Here is a 17,641-nt window from a genome sequence, read left to right as displayed (position 1 = left end):
CCATCACGTGGCCTCCGACCATGCGCGCGACAGGCGCATCGCGGCGCTGATCAGGCCGACGTGCGAATACGTCTGCGGGAAGTTGCCCCAAGCCTCGCCGTCCTCGAATCCGAGATCCTCCGACAACAGGCCCAGCGGATTGCGCCGCGCGAGCACGCTTTCGAACAACTGCCGCGCTTCTTCGTGGCGACCGATCGAAGCGAGCGCCTCGACGTACCAGAACGTGCAGATGGTGAAGCTGGTCTCCGGCGCACCGAAATCGTCGGGCGCGATGTAACGATACAGGCCGTGGCCGCGACGCAGGCCTTTGCCGATCGCTTCCACCGTCGCGATGTAGCGCGGGTCGCTCGCCTCGATGAAACCCGTGTCCGCCATCAGCAACAGGCTCGCATCCAGACGTTCGCCACCGAAGGCGTCGACGAAGTGACCGAGTTCCTCGTTCCATGCGTTGGCGAGGATGGTTTCGCGGATTCTTTCCGCTCTTCCGCGCCAGTGCTGTACGCGATCGCCGAGGCCGAAGCGCGCCGCGATCTTCGCGAGCCGGTCGCACGCCGCCCAGCACATCACCGACGAATACGTGTGCACCGACGCGCGCCCGCGGAATTCCCACAGGCCTGCGTCGGGTTGGTCGTGCATCAGCCACGCCTGTTCGCCCAGCGGCTCCAGGCGTGCGAACGTCGCTTCGTCGCCGGGTTGCTGCAGGCGCTGATCGAAGAACAACTGCGTCGAGGCGAGCATGACGCTGCCGTACACGTCGTGCTGCACCTGCTTCCACGCGAGGTTCCCCACGCGCACGGGACCCATGCCGCGATAGCCTTCGAGCGCTTCGGCTTCCGACTCGTGCAGGTGCGCCTCGAAGCCGATGCCGTACACCGGCTGCAGGTCCGCGCGCTCGCCGGTGACGAGGTTGAAGATGTAGCGGATGTATTCCTCCATCGTCAGCGTCGCGCCGAGGCGATTCAACGCGCGCACGACGAACGCCGCATCGCGCAGCCAGCAGTAGCGATAGTCCCAGTTGCGCGTGGTGTGCGGCGCTTCCGGGATCGACGTCGTCATCGCCGCGATGATCGCGCCGGTGTCTTCGTACTGGCACAACTTCAGCGTGATCGCGCTGCGGATCACCGCGTCCTGCCACTCCAGCGGGATCGAGAGATAGCGCACCCATTCGCGCCAGTAGATCGTGGTGCGTTCTTCGGCGTCGCGGATGTACGCGCCGATCGGTTGCGTCAGCGTTTCGTCGGGGCCGAGGATGAAGTGCAGTTCGCGATCGAGCACGAACGGCAACTCGTCGCGCACCATGCGCAGCGACAGGTCGGTGGTCAGGCGCAGCACATGGTCCTGCAACAACCAGCGCATGTGGTTGCTGCCCCAGGTACTTTCCGGTTCACGCGCGCCCCAGTCGGCGAGCGGCTGGATGCGCACGCGAATGCGCGGCGAACCGTTGAGCGGACGCACGCGGCGATACAGGCCGACCGGGCGATACAGGCGGTTGTAATGGCGCCAGCGCGGGGCGAAGTCGGTGATCTCCACCGCGGCGCCGTTCTTGTCGCGCAGGATCGTGCGCAGGATCGCGGTGTTCGGCAGGTAGTACTGCTCGCTGCCGGCGAAGTGTTCGATCTCGATCGACCACGCGCCGCCATCGCGCTTGGGCGACAGCAACGCGCAGAACGCGGGGTCGCCGTCGAACGCGGGCAGGCACGCCCAGACGAGGCTGCCGACGCGATCGATCAACGCGCCGTAGGTCCCGTTGCCGACGACGCCAAGGTCGAGATTCGCGGGGTAAGTCATGCGCTCGCTCCGTCATGGGCTGCTGCGCGCGCGATCCACGCGCGCACCGATGCGGGGTCCGCGAGGTGCCAGCGCGCCACGCTCGGTTCGCGCGCGCCGACGAGCACGCTCAGCCCGCCGCGTTCGTTGACCACCGAGAACGCGTGTTCGTCGGTGAGGTCGTCGCCGACGAACACGGGCACGCGGCCCGCGAACGGTGGCGACATCAGGAAGGTTTCGACCGCGTCGCCCTTGTCGGGCGTGGCGCCGCCGGGGCGCAGCTCGAGCACCATGTCGCCGCCCTGCACGACGTAGTCGGGCAACAGGCGCAAGGTCGCAGCGGCGAATGCGCGGAACGCGTCGCGCGCGAGCTCGGGCATCGTCGCGGCGCGCCAGTGCATCGCGAGGTTCGGCCCCTTGCGTTCGACCAGCGTGCCCGGATGCGCGGACGACACGTGGATCGCTTCGGCGAGCACGGTGTCGAGCGCGGCGGGCGGCTTCGGCGCATGCGTGCGCTGGCCGTGGATCTCGCGACGCTCCAGGCCATGCATGCCCGCTGCGGGGAGGTGTTGCAACTCGGGGAAGGTCTCATCGAGCGCATCGATCGCGCGTCCGCTCACGATCGCGAGCGCACCGTCGAGCATCGACGCGAGTTTCAGGACGTGGCGCTGCAATCCTTCCGGCACGATCACGTCGGAGGGATGCGCGGCGAAATCCAGCAGGCATCCATCGACGTCGAAGAACAACGCCCAATCGCGCGCGGGAAGCGGCGGTTGCGGTCGCGGTGTCGTCTGGTCGGGCGTGTCGGTCCGGGCAAGGCCTTCCATCCGATCCATTCTGGTGATGAAGGCGTGAGAGCCGGGTGGACGCGGCCTCAAGGCGGACTCGAAAAGCCGCTGCCCTTCTGGTCATTGCCCGAACGGATTGCTTCGCCCGGACGACCGAGTTCGCGCGGATCGCCGCCGACGCGAATGCGATTGTCGACATCCTTCACGCCGCGGATGTGGTGCGCGAGCTCTTCGGCATCGTGCTTCATCCAGCGCTCCGGCACCCAGCCGTTGAGCGTGACCTTGCCGTCGGTGACGACCGGAATGACCGCGGTCGCATCGATCGAATCGGCATCGGTGAGCCGCACGTGCAACTCGTCCTGGATGCGATCGTCCGAGCGCGCCGCATCCTTCGGCCCCACGCCGCTGTATCCACCCATGCGCAGATCCTGGCCCCAGCCGCCCTGCCCCGCGTATCCGAAACCGTCGCCCGCATCGATCGGGCCGAAGCTGCGATTGGTGACCGACGGCAGGTCATGGAAGAGTTCGCGATCGCGGCGATCGTCCATGCGCACGTCGTGGTCGCGCGCGCGATCGGGTGCACGGCGCGGGTCGCGCCATTCGACGCTGCGGCGAGGATCGTGATGGCCGCCTTGCGGTTCGCGGGGCATGCGACGTTCTCCATGATGGGGCACGGACCGACGCTAGCGCGCGCGTCGAATGCATCGCGTGACGAACGAATGCAGGAATGCGTCGGGTTTACGCGACTTCAACGCTGCGCACGCTAGCTTCCACGTGATCCGAAACGATGCAAGGTGCGCGCCATGGCAAAGAAGAAAGCGAACGCGAACACGGCGGCAGGCGAAGGCGAACAGACTGCGGCGAAGCACCGCGCATTGCAGGACGACATCGACGCGAAGGACGCGGCGAAACCGAAGTCCGCCGCGAAGAAGCAAAAGCCGCCCGTGCAGGCGGGCGAGCGCGACCAGCCGACCAGGCTTCCCGCGCAGCATCTCGAAAAGCCCGGCAACGAACACGAGCTCGACCTCGCGCCCCGTTTCCTCGCGCCCGACTACGTCGGCAGCGGAAAGCTGGAAGGGATGGCAGCGATCGTCACCGGCGGCGACTCCGGCATCGGTCGCGCGGTCGCGGTGCTGTTCGCGCGCGAGGGCGCGGATGTCGCGATCGTCTATCTCTCCGAACACGAAGACGCGAAGGAAACGCAGCGCTGGGTGGAGAAGGAAGGCACGCGTTGCCTGCTGATCCCCGGCGACGTGAAGTCGGTGGGCTTCTGCGAGCGCGCGGTGGAGAAGACGGTGAAGAAGTTCGGCCGCCTCGACATCCTCGTCAACAACGCGGCATTCCAGCTGCACAGCGCCTCACTCGAAGACCTGAGCGAAGAACACCTGCAGGAAACGCTGCAGACCAACATCGGCGGTTACTTCCACATGGCCCGCGCCGCGTTGCCGTACATGGAGGAAGGCGCGTCGATCATCAACTGCGGTTCGGAGACGGCGCTGTTCGGCAGCAAGGAACTGCTCGACTACTCGGCGACGAAGGGCGCGATCCACGCGTTCACGAAGTCGCTCGCGTCGAACCTGCTCGAACGCGGCATCCGCGTCAACGCGGTGGCGCCGGGTCCGGTGTGGACGCCGCTCAATCCTGCGGATCGCGATGCGAAGAAGGTGGCCGAATTCGGCAAGCAGAGCGACATGGCGCGGCCCGCGCAACCGGAGGAGATCTCGCCGGCGTTCGTGTTCCTCGCATCGAAGGTCACCGGGTCGTACGTCAACGGCGCGATCCTGCCGGTGATGGGCGGACCGCGCGGCTGAAGCATTCACGCACGTCATCCCGAACTTGAATACGCGCAAACGTTTCCAGCGCGCGCACCGCCACGCGTCGTTTACGCAGGCGGCTTTAGCTTGCGTATAGCGCCGCGCCGGGCGGACATTTGGAACGACAATTGAAGATCGCGCAGATTACGCCTCTCTACGAGGCCGTCCCGCCGAAGCTGTACGGTGGCACCGAACGTGTCGTCGCCTGGTTGAGCGACGCATTGGTGGATGCGGGACACGACGTCACGCTGTTCGCTTCGGCCGATGCCCAGACGCGCGCCACGCTGGTGCCGGTACGCGACCAGGCGATCCGCCTGGATCCTGCATTGCTGAAGTCCGACCTCGCCGCGCACATGGCGATGCTGCATGAAGTGCGTCGGCGCATGGACGAGTTCGACGTCCTGCACTTCCACGTCGACATGATCCACTTCCCGTTCTTCGAGGATTGCGCGGAACGCACGCTCACCACGTTGCACGGCCGCCTGGATCTCAAGGACCTGCCGGGCGTGTATCGCCGCTGGCACCAGTTCCCGCTCGCGTCCATCTCGCTCGATCAGCGCAAACCCTTGCGCACGGCGAACTGGATCGGTTGCGTGCATCACGGCTTGCCGCGCGATCTGTGCCGCTTCAACGACGCGCCCGACGGCGATTACCTCGCGTTCCTCGGCCGCATTTCCCCGGAGAAGCGCGTGGATCGCGCGATCGCGATCGCGCGCCGCGTCGGCATGCCGCTGAAGATCGCGGCGAAGATCGATCCCGGCGACAAGGCCTACTTCGAGCGCGAGATCGAACCGCTCTTGCAAGGCGGCGACGTCGAGTACATCGGCGAGATCAACGACCGGCAGAAACCCGCATTCCTCGGCAACGCGCGCGCGCTGTTGTTCCCGATCGACTGGCCGGAACCGTTCGGTATCGTGATGATCGAAGCGATGGCGTGCGGCACGCCGGTGGTCGCGTGGCATCGCGGCTCCGTGCCGGAGGTGCTCGAGGACGGTGTCACCGGCCGTATCGTCGACAACGAAGACGACGCCGTGAAGGCCGTGCACGACGTGCTGGCGTACGATCGTCGCGCCGTGCGTGCGGTCTTCGAACGCCGCTTCACCGACGAGGCCATGGCCAGCCGCTACCTCGATCTTTACGCCCAACTCGTGCGCGCCCGGGAACCCGATCTCGGCCTGCGCCTGGCGTGAGCATGGATCCGGCGGCGACCGCCGCGTTGTATGCGAGTTACGTGCTGAAGGACGGCGACAGCTTCCTCGTCGCCAACGGCTTCGGCGATGTCGAGGAAGGCAGCACCGGCTTCTTCCGCGACGACACGCGGCTGCTGTCGATGTTCCGGTTGCGCCTCGGCGAGACGCAACCCGCCCTGCTGAGCGCGGCGGTGACCGACGACAACGTCGTGTTCCTCGCGCACATGACCAACCGGCAGTTGCCGCCGCTCGGCGAGGTCACGGCGGCCTCGCACGGCTTGCTGCACTTGCTGCGCGCCCGGTTCCTGCACGAAGAACGGATGCACGAGCGCATCACGCTGATGAACTACGGCACGCACGCGATCATTGCGCCGTTGCGCATCGAGGTCGATGCGGACTTCCGCGACATGTTCGAGGTGCGCGGGCAAGTGCGCGCGGCGCGAGGGCGGCTGCTCGACCAGGAAGAGTTGAAGGGACCGCGCGGCGTGATCTTCAAGTATCGCGGGCTCGACGATGTCGTCCGCACGTCCGCGATCGCGTTCTCGCAGCCGGCGACGAAGGTCGATGGCCGCGTGTTCGAGTTCCTGCTGCATCTCGTGCCCGGCGTCGAGCAGACATTGTTCGTCGAATGCGGGAACGAGGCCGGCGCGATGCCGTCGCGCGAACGTCATCGCGAAGCGGCGGCGCAGGCACGCAAGCGGATGCGCGCGCGCGGACGTCGCGGCGGACGCGTGCGCAGCGACGCGCCCCTGTTCGATCGCTGGATGCAGCAGTCGCGCGCGGACCTCTCGCTGCTGACGAGCGAACTCGAAACCGGACCGTATCCCTACGCAGGCATCCCGTGGTTCTCCACGCCTTTCGGCCGAGATGCAGTGGTGACGGCGCTACAGACGCTGTGGCTCGATCCGACGATCGCATGCGGCGTGCTCGGCTTCCTCGCCGCGCACCAGGCGCAGGAAGAGTCGTCGTTCCTCGACTCGGCGCCGGGCAAGATCATGCACGAGACGCGGCGCGGCGAGATGTCGGCGTTGCGCGAGCTGCCGTTCGGCCGCTACTACGGCGGCGTCGATACCACGCCGTTGTTCGTGATGCTCGCGGGCGCGTATGCGCGGCGCACGGGCGATCTCGCGTTCGTCGATCGTTTGTGGCCCGCGTTGTTGTCGGCGACCGCGTGGATCGAACGCGTGTGCGACAACAACGCCGACGGCTTCCTCGATTACGCGCGCGGCGAGTCCACGGGGCTGTCGAACCAGGGCTGGAAGGACAGCGAGGACTCGGTCTTCCACGCGGACGGCCGTTTCCCGAAGGGCCCGATCGCGCTCGTCGAAGTGCAGGGCTACGCGTTCGCGGCGTTCCGCGCGATGGCCGAACTCGCCGAACTGCGACGCGACGACGACAGCATGCGCGCATGGGCCGGCCGCGCCGCGCGACTGCAGGCAGCGGTGGAATCGAAGTTCTGGATGGAAGACCAGGGCTTCTACGGCATCGCGGTCGATGGCGACGGCGCGTTGTGCGCAGTGCGTTCGAGCAATCCCGGACATCTGTTGTTCTGCGGATTGCCGAGTGCGGAACGCGCGGCGAAAGTCGCCGAACAGTTGATGACGCCCGCCTTCCACACCGGTTGGGGGTTGCGCACGCTCGCGCAGGGACAGGCGCGCTACAACCCGATGAGTTACCACAACGGATCGATCTGGCCGCACGACACCGGACTGTGCGCGGCAGGCATCGCGCGTTACGGCCATCGCGAAGCGGCGGAACGGGTATTCACGAGCGCATTCCAGGCCGCGGTGCACTTCGACATGCGCCTGCCGGAGTTGTTCTGCGGCTTCAAGCGCGTGCAGGGCGCGCCGCCGATCGCGTATCCGGTCGCGTGCATGCCGCAGGCGTGGGCCGCGGGCGCGCCCTTCATGTTGCTGCAGTCGTGCCTCGGCCTCGAGATCGACGGATTGCGCGGCGAGATCCAGGTCGATCGCCCGCGCCTGCCCGAAGGCATCGACGAGGTGCGCCTGCATGATGTCGCGCTCGGCGGCGATCGTGTCGATCTGTTATTCCGTCGCGTCGACACGCGGGTCGGGATGTTCGTCGAAGGCCGCGGAAGCGACGTGCCGGCGGTGCGGCTACGGAGCTGACGTTTCGTTCGAAGCGAGTTGCCGTCTCAACCGCCGGATCTCGCTGATGAGTCGCGGGACATCCTGTCGAGCATGCGCGATGAAATCCTGGTCGGCATGGGTCGCTCCGACAAACTCGAAATCGTCACTCGCGGTCTGGATGAAGTCGGCGCCACCCCAGTGGTCGCGTCCCTCGATATACGAGCGCCACGGGCCAGGGGTCGTAACCTCCGCCCTCGCCTGGATCGCATCCAGCCAATCGATCTCGACGGCAGACTGCCGCACATCGGCCCACGTCGACAGCTCGCTGGTTTCCGATTGGCGCAGCGCCCGGGATACTCGGGCTTCAACGCCTTCCGTCGAAGCAACGGCGAGGGGAACGGTGTCGATATGCAACGCGAAGACGAGCTTTGCCTCCGGTGATTCAAGACTATGCTCGGATGCCGTCATCAGCGCCTCGAGTCGGCGGCGGCTCGCTTCATCCATCAACGCTGGTTGCGCCATGAAGTAACGATTTCCACCGTGCGCGCGCAACAGGCCTCGAAAGAGTTCCGCGTCCACGGGCGCCACGACATAGAGTCGTTCCCCTGTGGCAAGGTCACGCGCGATGCACTGGAACCGAGATGGTGCCGTAGTGGCATGGAGTCCGGTCGAGAACCCCGACTTTGCGCCGTCGTCGAACTCTAGAACTACGATCGCGGGTGTTTCTGGCGCTTGCGGTTTCATGGCTGCTTCGCAGGATTGGGTTCGATTCTGAAAAGGCCCTGCGCCGTGTTCGGGTCCAGGCCCGTGACGGTAACGTGCGAGCTCGATTGCCCCGAGGTGGAGATTACATCTCCGCCGGACTGTCGTACCTGACCCACCGTCGTCACTCCGACCTGACCGTTCGGGATACTTGCGCACAGCTGACACAACGTCGCATCTGCTGCGCTCTGTGCGGAGAACCCAAGGACCCCGTCTGGGTGCAGCTTCGTTCCTTCGGCGATCTTCTGCGCTGTGTTGCCACCGTTCCCGATGTTCGTCCCTCCTCGAACAACTAGTGCCGCATCCGGCAACCGCGCCGCCGCCGCACGCCCGGCCTGGATACCAAGTCCCGCGCCCCCCGGCACGCCCGGAAGCAGGATTGCGCCAAAGTCGTATGCGAGCCCGATGCCATCGGCGATCGCTGGTCCAACCCGGCCCGCGCGTGCGTTGTCGTAGAGGCTCTTGCCTCCGATGGCGACGCTCGGAACGCCCAGGATCAGATCCTCGGCCCACCTGCCATCAGGATCCGTGTATCGGTGCGGGTTGTTGTTGCCGTATGCGTAGCGATTGAAGTTCTCGCCGCTCTCGGCTTTCGCTTCAACAGGATCGGCGGATACGAAGCGCGCTTGCGCCGGACATGCGACGCACAATAGGAGCAAGAGCGAAAGCAGGCGTGCCATCGGACGACCTCCTTGTCTGGAGGCCCGATGGTTATGGCTTGCGAGGGACCGCTATGTCCGAATCAGCTTCGGCCCGACTCGGCGAGTTCGTCAGATCTCGTACGCCGATTCGCCATGCGCGCTGATGTCCAGCCCTTCGCGCTCCGCATCGTGATCCACGCGCAATCCGCGCACGCGATGCGCCACCTGGAACGCGACGAACGCGACAAACCCCGACCACGCGAGCGTGATGCCGACGCCGGCGAGTTGCACGCCGACCTGCCGCACGATGTCGAAGTCGTCCGCACCGGCGCCGCCCAGCGCGGGCGCGGTGAACACGCCGGTCAACACGGCACCGACGATGCCGCACACGCCGTGGATGCCGAACACATCGAGCGAGTCGTCTGCGCGCAGGTGGCGCTTCAATGCATTGACGCCCCAGAAGCCCGCCGCGCCGCCGCACGCGCCGATCGCGAGCGCGCCGCCGACGCCGACCGTGCCGCACGCCGGCGTGATCGCGACGAGTCCGGCGACCGCGCCCGACGCCGCACCGAGCATCGACGCGCGCCCGCGCAGCAACGCCTCGATCGCACTCCACACCAGCACCGCGGCCGCGGCGGCCATCATCGTGTTGACGAACGCGAGCGCCGCCGTGCCATTCGCCTCCAGCGCAGAACCCGCGTTGAACCCGAACCAGCCGACCCACAGCAGCGATGCCCCGACGTACGTCAGCGGAAGATTGTGCGGCGACAACCGCTCGCGCCCGAAGCCGATGCGCGGCCCGAGCATGTAGGCCCCGACGAGCCCCGCGACACCCGCGTTGATGTGCACGACGGTGCCGCCCGCGAAATCGAGCGCACCGAGCTTGAAGAGAAAACCGCTCGACGCCCACACCATGTGCGCGAGCGGCAGGTAGGCGAAGGTGAACCAGATCGCCGTGAACAGCAGCACCGCGGCGAACTTCGCGCGCTCGGCGATCGCACCGACCACCAGCGCGCAACTGATCGCGGCGAACGCGCCCTGGAACGCGACGTACACGAGTTCGGGAATGCGCACGCCTTGGGTGAAGGTCGCGACGGTCGATGCCGGGGAAACGCCCGCGAGCATCGCCTTGCCGAGCCCGCCGATGAACGCATTGCCGCCGTCGAAGGCGAGCGAATAGCCGTAAGCGGCCCACAGCACGAGCGCGAGCGAAGCGACGACGAGGACCTGCATGAGCACGGAGAGGATGTTCTTCGCGCGGACGAGGCCGCCGTAGAACAGCGCGAGGCCGGGGACGATCATCAGCATCACGAGCACCGTGGAGAAGAACATCCACGCGGTGTCGGCCTTCGCGACGACCATGCAGCCTCCTGTTGCGGGAGTTGCGGGGTTCGGCGCCGTTGCGGCGCCGAACCCGTCTTGCATCGTTACTGCATGCAGCGATTACAGCGTGTAGTACATCTGGTACTCGAGCGGGTGCGTCGCGGCGCGGAAGCGCGTGACTTCCTGCATCTTCACCGCGATGTAAGCGTCGATGAAGTCGTCGGTGAACACGCCGCCGGCCTTGAGGAAGTCGCGGTCCTTGTCGAGCGCCTCGAGCGCCTGGTCCAGCGAGTGGCAGACGGTCGGGATGTTCTTCTCTTCTTCCGGCGGCAGGTCGTACAGATCCTTGTCGCTCGGCGCGCCCGGATCGATCTGGTTCTTGATGCCGTCCAGGCCCGCCATCATCAGCGCGGCGAAGATCAGGTAGCCCGAGTTCATCGGATCGGGGAAGCGGATCTCGATGCGGCGCGCCTTCGGGTTCGCCACGTACGGGATGCGGCACGAAGCCGAGCGGTTACGCGCCGAGTAGGCGAGCATCACCGGTGCTTCGTAGCCCGGGACCAGGCGCTTGTACGAGTTGGTCGTCGAGTTGGCGAACGCGTTGATCGCGCGCGCGTGCTTGAAGATGCCGCCGATGTACCACAGCGCCATCTGCGACAGGCCGCCGTAGCCGTCGCCCGAGAACAGGTTCTGGCCGCCCTTGGCGAACGACTGGTGGACGTGCATGCCGCTGCCGTTGTCGCCGACGATGGGCTTGGGCATGAAGGTGACGGTCTTGCCATTGCGATGCGCGACGTTCTTGATGACGTACTTCATCGTCAGCAGTTCGTCGGCCTTCTTCACCAGCGTGTTGAACTTGGTGCCGATCTCGCACTGGCCCGCGTTCGCGACTTCGTGGTGGTGCACTTCGACTTCCATGCCGACCTGTTCCAGGGTCTTGCACATTTCGGCGCGCAGGTCGTGCAGCGAGTCGAGCGGCGCGACGGGGAAGTAGCCGCCCTTCACCATCGGACGGTAGCCGGTGTTGCCGCCTTCGTATTCGCGGCCCGAGTTCCAATGCGCTTCTTCCGAATCGATGTGGAAGAAGGTGTGGCCCATTTCATTCGCGAAACGGACGCTGTCGAAGATGAAGAACTCCGGCTCCGGGCCGAAGAACGCCTGGTCGGCGACGCCGCTCGACTTCAGGTAGGCCTCGGCGCGCTTGGCGACGCCGCGCGGATCGCGCGAGTAGGCCTGCATGGTCGCCGGGTCGAGGATGTCGCACGTCAGCACGATCGTCGGGTCGGCGGTGAACGGGTCGAGGAACGCCGTCGACGCATCGGGCAGCAGGACCATGTCGGATTCGTTGATGCCCTTCCAGCCGACGATCGACGAACCGTCGAACATCTTGCCGTCTTCGAACAGCGACGCGTCGATGATCGACTTCGGGAAGGTCACGTGGTGCTGCACGCCCTTCATGTCGCAGAAGCGGAGGTCGACGAATTCGACCTTGTGGTCCTTGATGAGCTTTTCGACGTGTTCGAGGGACATGGCGGATTTCCTGGGGACGGGAGGCGGGAATCGGGCCGGCGTTGGTGCCGGGACGTCCGTAGGAGAGCAAGGTGCGTGCCAAGCCCGGAAGCGTCTCAAGTTATTGATTTTTAATCGACCGAAAGAATCCGGAGCAGCTTGTTGCACCAGAATGGTGAACCTTCGACGGAGATCTGCACCAAATTGCGGACGGACGACTGTTGCTTGAGAAATAAAACTGGCGTATGTTGCAAGGGAAAGGAGGGTCCATGGCCATCAGCGTTCCCCATCCCGGGCATTCAGAAAGCGATTCGGCGGCGGTCCTCGGCAAAGCCGTGGTGCGCGTGGCCGAACGACTGGCCATCAACGGAGACACGCTCTCGCGCGTGCTCGGTATCAGTCCCTCCTCTGCAAGCCGTCTCGCCGCAGGCACCTATTCGCTGAATCCGTCTCGAAAGGAATGGGATCTGGCGCTTTTGTTCGTTCGCTTGTTTCGATCGCTGGATTCGATCGTCGGCTCCGATGAAGCTGCGCGCACGTGGATGCGCTCGGAGAACCTCGCCCTGCGAGATATGCCCGCGAATCTGATCACGCATATCCAAGGGCTCGTGCATGTCGTGGACTACCTGGACACCCACCGCGGTCGCATCTGAGGCACGCCCCTGGGAAGGCCTCGCGTGGCGAATGGTCGAGGCGCAGCATGTCGCGTCGACGATGAAGCTCGTTGACGGTGCGGACGAACAGGATCTCCTGGAGCGCCTGCTCGAAACGTCCAAGCCGCCGCGTGCCGATGGAACGGCGGCGTTGCATTACCTGCTCGCCACGCCGTTCCGCTATTCGCCAGCGCGCGGTGGGTCCCGCTTTCGTGCCGCGCACGACCCGGGCGTGTTCTATGGCGCCGAATCCGTGCGCACCGCCTGCATGGAGCTTGGCTACTGGCGTTGGCGATTCCTGATGGATGCACCGGCGCTGCGGTCGCTGGCCCCCCTGCCCTTCACTGCGTTCGCGGCGCGCATTGCGACGACGTGCGTCGACCTTCGCGAACCGCCCTTCGATGTCGACGCGGGCGCCTGGAGGCATTCCGACGACTACCTGCAGTCGCAAGTGATCGCGCGCGTCGCGCGGGAGGCGGGCGTTGGTGCACTGGTCTACGCGTCGGTGCGCGACCCGAATCCCGCGTGGTGCGTTGCGCTGTTGGCGCCGTCGGGCTTCGCATCGCCACGACCCGAGCCCGGCGAACAAACCTGGTGGCTGCAGGTCTCGCGAGAGAACGCGCTTTGGAAGCGCGACGACGTGCGATTCACCTGGACGGCCCCTGCGTGATGCCGCCGGCCACGTCCGCTACCGTACGATGATGGGCATTCCTTCCGGCATCGTGCGTCCATGACCGAGTTCCTCGCCGCGCTCCTGCTCGGCATCATCGAAGGCATCACCGAGTTCCTCCCGATTTCCAGCACCGGCCACCTGCTCATCGCGGAGCGCTGGCTCGGGCATCGCAGCGATCTGTTCAACATCGCGATCCAGGCCGGCGCGATCCTCGCGGTGGTGCTGATCTATCGCCAGCGCCTGTGGCAGCTGGCCGATGCGTTCCTGCATCCGGCGAAGGCGCAGACGACCGTGCACGGCCAGGCGCCGCGCGATTACGCGTGGAAGCTCGCCGCGGCGTTCGGCGTGACCGCGGTGCTGGGCGTGATCGTCAAGAAGCTCGGCTTCGAATTGCCGGAAGACGTCGCGCCGATCGCATGGGCGCTGGTGATCGGCGCTATCTGGATGGTGATCGCCGAGCAACTCGCCGCGCGTCGTGCGCAGGCGCTCGGCGAGCGCACGCAGATCACGTGGCTCGTTGCGATTCTCGTTGGCGTCGCACAGGTCGTTGCGGGTGTGTTCCCGGGAACATCGCGGTCGGCGTCGACGATCTTCGTCGCGTTGCTGTTCGGCACGACCAATCGCGCGGCGGCGACGGAGTTCGCGTTCCTCGTCGGCATCCCGACGATGTTCGCCGCAACGGGTTATGAACTGATCGACCTCGCCCGCGACGGCCAGCTCGCCGGCGAAGACTGGGGGTCGCTCGCGGTGGCGTTCACCGCGTCGGCGCTGACCGCGTTCGTCGCGGTGAAGTGGCTGTTGCGCTACATCCAGTCGCACACGTTCACGGTGTTCGCGGTCTATCGCGTGATCCTGGGCGTGGCGCTGTTGCTGCTGGTCAGCCCTTCACCTTCGCATTGAGCGAATACGTGCCGTAGATCGCCGCCTCGGTGATCTCGTGCGGCTGCAGTGCGTGGAAGACATCCGCCGCGGTGAAGTCCTCGGGCAGCTCGAGCTTCGGCACGCGCAGCGCGAACAGGCGGAAGAAGTAGCGATGCAGGCGCAGGTCGTTGAACGGCGGATACGGGCCGTCGTAACCGCGCCATTTGCCTCGCATGTCGGCGTCGCCCGCGAACCAGCCCGTGTAGTCGTTCAAGCCCTGGCGCGCGCCCGGCGGACCCTTCGGTGCCTGCTTGCCGTGCTTCGTGATGCCGTCGCTGCAGCTGCCGGCTGCGATCTCGCGCACGCTCGCGGGGATGTCGACCATTGCCCAATGCACGAAGTCGGCGCGCGGTTGTTCGACCGGAATCTCCATGTCGTCGCGGCCCACCGTCGACGGATCGGTGGGCGCATCGGTGTCGATGCACAGCAGCACGAACGACTGCGTGTCGGCCGGCGCGTCGGACCATGCGAGATGCGGATTGCGGTTGCCGCCGAACCCCTCCGGCGTGCCCATCGCGAACTCGGCCGGGATGCGATGGCGATGTTCGAAACTCTCGCTGGTGAGATGCATGCAGGCGCTCCTTGCGGTCAGGCGATGGCGGGCGATGTTGCCACGGTCGCGTCGATCGCGCTGTCGAGGCGTTCGGCGACCCAGCGTTCGGCGAAGCCGTCGCCGCGCCAGTTCTCGAGGAAACCGCAATGGCCGCCGTGCGCGGCGATTTCCAGGCGTGCGTTCGACGGCAGGTGCAGCGCGCGGAATGCGTCGACCGGAATGACCGGATCGTCTTCCGCCATCAGGATGCTCGCCGGCACGTGCAGCGACGCCAGCCGGTCGCCCGCGATCGAATACCCGTCGAAATAGTTGTCGAGCGAGCCGAACTGCGTGTGCCGCTCGACCATCCACTGCGTCAGCGGCCGCATGCGCAGGCCGAGCACGCGATCGTCGAAGTCGTGCTGCTGCGGGAACAGGCGGCGCTTGCGCACGAGCGAATCGCGCCACTTCTTCTCGAAATACCACATGTACAGGAACAGCCCGTGTTCCATCGCGTCCATCGTGCGCGCCGGGTCGAGCACCGGACACACGGCCGCGACATGCGCGATCGGAATGCCGGCGGCGGGCGCGCGCAACGCGACGCGCAATGCAAAGTTGCCGCCGAGCGAGTAACCGGCGACGACCATCGGCCGCGTCGCGTAGCGGCGCGCGACTTCGGCGGCGGCGTACACCACTTCGTCGATGCGATTGGAGTGGAACAGGCCTTCGTTGAGGTGGTGCGTGTCGCCGTGGTCGCGGAAGTTCAGGCGGAAGGTTTCGAAGCCGCGCGCGAGCAGGCGCGCCGCGGTGAGCTGCATGTAGCTCGAATCCGCGCTGCCTTCCCACCCGTGCAGCAGCAGCGCGAGGCCGCGCGCGGTGTGTCCGGGAATCGCCGAATGCAGGCCCTGCAGGCGCACGCCTTCGCCGGCGTCGATGATCTGCGGGGTGGTGATTGCGCCGGTCGCGGCCAGTGCCTGGCGACCGCGGCGGCGTCGCAGCGCGCTCGATCCCAGCACCGACTGGAGATGCGGGCTGCGCAGCGAACGGGGCGGCGCGTAATCGCAGGCGTTCGACATGACCGGCAGGCTAGCGCGATGCATGTCGAGAGCGCGCTCTAGCCCGCCGCTTGAATGGTTCAGGGGGCCTCCATCGCCGCGACGATGCGGTCGCGCGCCAGCTCGGCGATGCGGCGGCGGCCGCCGGCGTCGCCGACGTCGATCGGATCGAGGAACCACACTTCGGCGTCGCGCGCGGGTTCGCCCAGCAGGCGCAGGAAGTTGCCCGCGAAGCTTTCGCCCGGGGCGAAGGCGACCACCGTCTGCGCCTCCGCACGTTTGCCGTAACGCAGCGCGACCGGCTGCACGCGCACGCCCGCCTCGACCGCGGCGAGGAAGATGCGGGCATGGAACGGGCCGATCCCGTGGCCGTCGCGCGTGCGCCCTTCCGGGAACACGCCGACCGAGCGTCCTGCGCGCAGTCGCGCGAGCATTTCGTGCAGCACGCCGCCCATCGATTCGCTGCTGCCGCGCTCGTGGTAGATCGTTTCGCCGCGCGTGGCGAGGAAGCCGACGATCGGCCAGCGGCTGATCTCGCGCTTGGCGACGAAGCCCATCATGCGCTGGCTGTGCAGTGCGACGATGTCCACCCAGCTCACGTGGTTGGCGACGAACAGGGTCGCGCCCGGCAACGGCGTGCCGCGGCGATGCATGCGGAAGCCGAACACGCGCATCAACCCGCCCTGCCACCAGCGGATCGCGCGATGGTCGAGCGGTTCGCCGCCGATGCGGATGCGGCGGAACGGCGGCGCCATCAGCAGCAGCGTCAGCGGCAGGTCCACCAGCACGTGCCACAGCAGCAGGGGCAGGCGGAGCGCGAAGCGCAACGAGTTCATGCGATCACTGGGTGGGCAGCGGGATCACCGCGAGGGTGATGCGCGAGATGCAAACGGGCTTGCCGCGTTCGTCCTCGATGCGGATCTCCCACACGTGCGTCTGCCGACCCACGTGCAGCGGGCGCGCGGTGCCGGTGACCAGGCCGTCGCGCACGCCACGCAGGTGGTTCGCGTTGATCTCGAGGCCGACCACGCCGTCACCCTCCCGGGTGCTCCACATGCCGGCCGAACTGCCCAGCGTTTCGGCGAGCAGCACCGATGCGCCGCCGTGCAGGAGACCGTAGGGCTGTTTCGTGCGGGCATCCACGGGCATGGTGGCGCGCAGGAAATCGGGACCGATTTCGGTGAAGACGATGCCGAGCGGCTCCATCGCGGTGCCGCGCGACATCGCATTCAGGGCATCGAGACTTATGCCCGGCCGGAACACCGTCAGCCGAACTTGAAGATGCCCGGGCGCCAGCCGCGCGTGTACGACTGGCGCGTGGAGGCGTAGCCGCTGCTGCTGCCGTAACCCGAACCGAAGTCGCGTTCGCGGCGCACGTGCATGCGGTCGACGAGTTCGTCGCGGCGCGATTCCAGCCACTCGGTACGGCCGAGCTGGGACGCGTCCAAACCGCGGCGCTTGGCTTCGTGCTCGCGGTAATCGCAGAAGTCGTCGTAGGCCTCGAGCTCGTGCTTCAGCTCGCGCACGCACAGTTCGATCATCACCGCGTCATCGAGGAAGCCCAGCACCTCGACGTTGTCCGGGATGATGTCCTTCGGATCGCAGAAGTAGACGAGCGCCGACAGCACGCGCTGGCGGTCTTCTTCCGGCAGGTGCCAGCCTTCGTCGCGCACCATGGCGATCATGTCGTCCAGGCGCAGCAGGCGTTCCTTGATGAAGTCGGGGATGTGGACCTTCTGCGCGTCGGCGAGCAGGCCGCTGGCGCACGAGATGATGTCGTCGGCCGTGCGGTCCTTGGCCGATTCCTTCGCGGCGGCCTGCGCTTTCTGGAAGTGCTCGAGGTCGCGGTCGTTGAGTTCGAAGTTCAGCGAAATCGACATGGCGGCAATCCAGTCCGTAAGCGATGGGGGCAAGGGCAGGCAG

The 17,641-nt window shown here is 66.5% G+C and carries 18 protein-coding genes; 6 read left to right on the top strand and 12 right to left on the bottom strand.

The genetic code is table 11. The features are described from left to right. Positions 1-3: 3 nt before the first annotated feature. The 3 genes from LK996_RS08865 to LK996_RS08855 are packed head-to-tail and all read right to left on the bottom strand — an operon-like array spanning position 4 to position 3,205. The gene (locus tag LK996_RS08865; RefSeq protein WP_230526736.1) at positions 4-1,788 is read right to left on the bottom strand and encodes a glycoside hydrolase family 15 protein; all 1,785 of its coding nucleotides are present in this window, start codon (positions 1,786-1,788) and stop codon (positions 4-6) included. After that, positions 1,785-2,594, bottom strand: coding sequence for a trehalose-phosphatase (gene otsB, locus LK996_RS08860; RefSeq protein ID WP_230526735.1), 810 nt, complete (start codon positions 2,592-2,594; stop codon positions 1,785-1,787). Before otsB ends, LK996_RS08865 begins: the two co-directional genes overlap by 4 nt. Before the next feature lie 47 nt (positions 2,595-2,641). Beyond that, positions 2,642-3,205 (bottom strand): BON domain-containing protein, encoded by a 564-nt coding sequence (locus tag LK996_RS08855; protein WP_230526734.1) that lies wholly within the window; start codon positions 3,203-3,205, stop codon positions 2,642-2,644. 153 nt (positions 3,206-3,358) lie between these two features. Here LK996_RS08855 and LK996_RS08850 point away from each other — a divergent pair, with 153 nt between their 5' ends. From LK996_RS08850 to LK996_RS08840, 3 genes are all read left to right on the top strand, one after another. Beyond that, positions 3,359-4,366, top strand: a complete 1,008-nt coding sequence (locus tag LK996_RS08850; RefSeq protein WP_230526733.1) for an SDR family oxidoreductase — start codon at positions 3,359-3,361, stop codon at positions 4,364-4,366. Between the two features lie 131 nt (positions 4,367-4,497). After that, complete coding sequence (locus LK996_RS08845; RefSeq protein WP_230526732.1) at positions 4,498-5,559, top strand: glycosyltransferase family 4 protein; 1,062 nt, start codon at positions 4,498-4,500, stop codon at positions 5,557-5,559. A gap of 2 nt (positions 5,560-5,561) precedes the next feature. Next, complete coding sequence (locus LK996_RS08840; protein ID WP_230526886.1) at positions 5,562-7,688, top strand: amylo-alpha-1,6-glucosidase; 2,127 nt, start codon at positions 5,562-5,564, stop codon at positions 7,686-7,688. Here the strand turns inward: LK996_RS08840 and LK996_RS08835 are convergent. From LK996_RS08835 to glnA, 4 genes are all read right to left on the bottom strand, one after another. After that, positions 7,677-8,393 carry a hypothetical protein gene (locus tag LK996_RS08835; RefSeq protein ID WP_230526731.1) on the bottom strand — a complete coding sequence of 239 codons (717 nt, stop codon included), beginning with the start codon at positions 8,391-8,393 and terminating at the stop codon, positions 7,677-7,679. The genes LK996_RS08840 and LK996_RS08835 overlap by 12 nt on opposite strands. Further along, positions 8,390-9,091 carry an RHS repeat-associated core domain-containing protein gene (locus LK996_RS08830; RefSeq protein ID WP_230526730.1) on the bottom strand — a complete coding sequence of 234 codons (702 nt, stop codon included), beginning with the start codon at positions 9,089-9,091 and terminating at the stop codon, positions 8,390-8,392. The genes LK996_RS08835 and LK996_RS08830 overlap by 4 nt, the downstream gene beginning before the upstream one ends. A 90-nt stretch (positions 9,092-9,181) precedes the next feature. Further along, entirely contained in the window at positions 9,182-10,477 is a 1,296-nt protein-coding gene (amt, locus tag LK996_RS08825) for an ammonium transporter (RefSeq protein ID WP_425493723.1), read from the bottom strand. 18 nt (positions 10,478-10,495) lie between these two features. Continuing rightward, a complete protein-coding gene (glnA, locus tag LK996_RS08820; RefSeq protein ID WP_230526729.1) occupies positions 10,496-11,905 on the bottom strand; it encodes a type I glutamate--ammonia ligase in 1,410 nt (469 codons plus the stop codon). A gap of 248 nt (positions 11,906-12,153) precedes the next feature. Between glnA and LK996_RS08815 the strand changes: the two genes are divergently transcribed. The 3 genes from LK996_RS08815 to LK996_RS08805 all read left to right on the top strand — a co-directional run bounded on the left by LK996_RS08815 (position 12,154) and on the right by LK996_RS08805 (position 14,110). Continuing rightward, positions 12,154-12,537: an antitoxin Xre/MbcA/ParS toxin-binding domain-containing protein gene (locus LK996_RS08815; protein WP_230526728.1), complete on the top strand. Its 384-nt coding sequence runs from the start codon at positions 12,154-12,156 to the stop codon at positions 12,535-12,537. Positions 12,538-12,598: 61 nt separating this feature from the next. After that, complete coding sequence (locus LK996_RS08810) at positions 12,599-13,207, top strand: RES family NAD+ phosphorylase (protein WP_230526727.1); 609 nt, start codon at positions 12,599-12,601, stop codon at positions 13,205-13,207. 60 nt (positions 13,208-13,267) lie between these two features. Beyond that, positions 13,268-14,110: an undecaprenyl-diphosphate phosphatase gene (locus LK996_RS08805; RefSeq protein WP_230526726.1), complete on the top strand. Its 843-nt coding sequence runs from the start codon at positions 13,268-13,270 to the stop codon at positions 14,108-14,110. Here the strand turns inward: LK996_RS08805 and LK996_RS08800 are convergent. The 5 genes from LK996_RS08800 to LK996_RS08780 are packed head-to-tail and all read right to left on the bottom strand — an operon-like array spanning position 14,088 to position 17,598. Next, a complete protein-coding gene (locus tag LK996_RS08800; protein WP_230526725.1) occupies positions 14,088-14,702 on the bottom strand; it encodes a YbhB/YbcL family Raf kinase inhibitor-like protein in 615 nt (204 codons plus the stop codon). The genes LK996_RS08805 and LK996_RS08800 overlap by 23 nt on opposite strands. A gap of 17 nt (positions 14,703-14,719) precedes the next feature. Beyond that, complete coding sequence (locus LK996_RS08795) at positions 14,720-15,739, bottom strand: YheT family hydrolase (RefSeq protein ID WP_230526724.1); 1,020 nt, start codon at positions 15,737-15,739, stop codon at positions 14,720-14,722. A 59-nt stretch (positions 15,740-15,798) separates the two neighbouring features. Further along, a complete protein-coding gene (locus LK996_RS08790; protein WP_230526723.1) occupies positions 15,799-16,554 on the bottom strand; it encodes a lysophospholipid acyltransferase family protein in 756 nt (251 codons plus the stop codon). A 4-nt stretch (positions 16,555-16,558) separates the two neighbouring features. Then, complete coding sequence (locus LK996_RS08785; protein ID WP_230526722.1) at positions 16,559-16,942, bottom strand: hotdog fold thioesterase; 384 nt, start codon at positions 16,940-16,942, stop codon at positions 16,559-16,561. Between the two features lie 41 nt (positions 16,943-16,983). After that, positions 16,984-17,598: a YkvA family protein gene (locus tag LK996_RS08780; protein ID WP_230526721.1), complete on the bottom strand. Its 615-nt coding sequence runs from the start codon at positions 17,596-17,598 to the stop codon at positions 16,984-16,986. Positions 17,599-17,641 lie beyond the last annotated feature (43 nt).

It is taken from the genome of Noviluteimonas lactosilytica (assembly GCF_020866925.1).
GTDB lineage: Bacteria > Pseudomonadota > Gammaproteobacteria > Xanthomonadales > Xanthomonadaceae > Noviluteimonas > Noviluteimonas lactosilytica.
This window is presented reverse-complemented; position numbering and strand designations above follow the sequence as displayed.

Coding starts and splice junctions, on each gene's coding strand:
- LK996_RS08835 (WP_230526731.1), bottom strand. CDS start 8,393: ATGAAACCGCAAGCGCCAGAAACACCCGCGATCGTAGTTCTAGAGTTC.
- LK996_RS08790 (WP_230526723.1), bottom strand. CDS start 16,554: ATGAACTCGTTGCGCTTCGCGCTCCGCCTGCCCCTGCTGCTGTGGCAC.
- LK996_RS08800 (WP_230526725.1), bottom strand. CDS start 14,702: ATGCATCTCACCAGCGAGAGTTTCGAACATCGCCATCGCATCCCGGCC.
- LK996_RS08865 (WP_230526736.1), bottom strand. CDS start 1,788: ATGACTTACCCCGCGAATCTCGACCTTGGCGTCGTCGGCAACGGGACC.
- LK996_RS08815 (WP_230526728.1), top strand. CDS start 12,154: ATGGCCATCAGCGTTCCCCATCCCGGGCATTCAGAAAGCGATTCGGCG.
- LK996_RS08785 (WP_230526722.1), bottom strand. CDS start 16,942: ATGTCGCGCGGCACCGCGATGGAGCCGCTCGGCATCGTCTTCACCGAA.
- LK996_RS08780 (WP_230526721.1), bottom strand. CDS start 17,598: ATGTCGATTTCGCTGAACTTCGAACTCAACGACCGCGACCTCGAGCAC.
- LK996_RS08850 (WP_230526733.1), top strand. CDS start 3,359: ATGGCAAAGAAGAAAGCGAACGCGAACACGGCGGCAGGCGAAGGCGAA.
- glnA (WP_230526729.1), bottom strand. CDS start 11,905: ATGTCCCTCGAACACGTCGAAAAGCTCATCAAGGACCACAAGGTCGAA.
- LK996_RS08830 (WP_230526730.1), bottom strand. CDS start 9,091: ATGGCACGCCTGCTTTCGCTCTTGCTCCTATTGTGCGTCGCATGTCCG.
- LK996_RS08840 (WP_230526886.1), top strand. CDS start 5,562: ATGGATCCGGCGGCGACCGCCGCGTTGTATGCGAGTTACGTGCTGAAG.
- LK996_RS08810 (WP_230526727.1), top strand. CDS start 12,599: ATGAAGCTCGTTGACGGTGCGGACGAACAGGATCTCCTGGAGCGCCTG.
- LK996_RS08805 (WP_230526726.1), top strand. CDS start 13,268: ATGACCGAGTTCCTCGCCGCGCTCCTGCTCGGCATCATCGAAGGCATC.
- amt (WP_425493723.1), bottom strand. CDS start 10,477: ATGCAAGACGGGTTCGGCGCCGCAACGGCGCCGAACCCCGCAACTCCC.
- otsB (WP_230526735.1), bottom strand. CDS start 2,594: ATGGAAGGCCTTGCCCGGACCGACACGCCCGACCAGACGACACCGCGA.
- LK996_RS08855 (WP_230526734.1), bottom strand. CDS start 3,205: ATGCCCCGCGAACCGCAAGGCGGCCATCACGATCCTCGCCGCAGCGTC.
- LK996_RS08795 (WP_230526724.1), bottom strand. CDS start 15,739: ATGTCGAACGCCTGCGATTACGCGCCGCCCCGTTCGCTGCGCAGCCCG.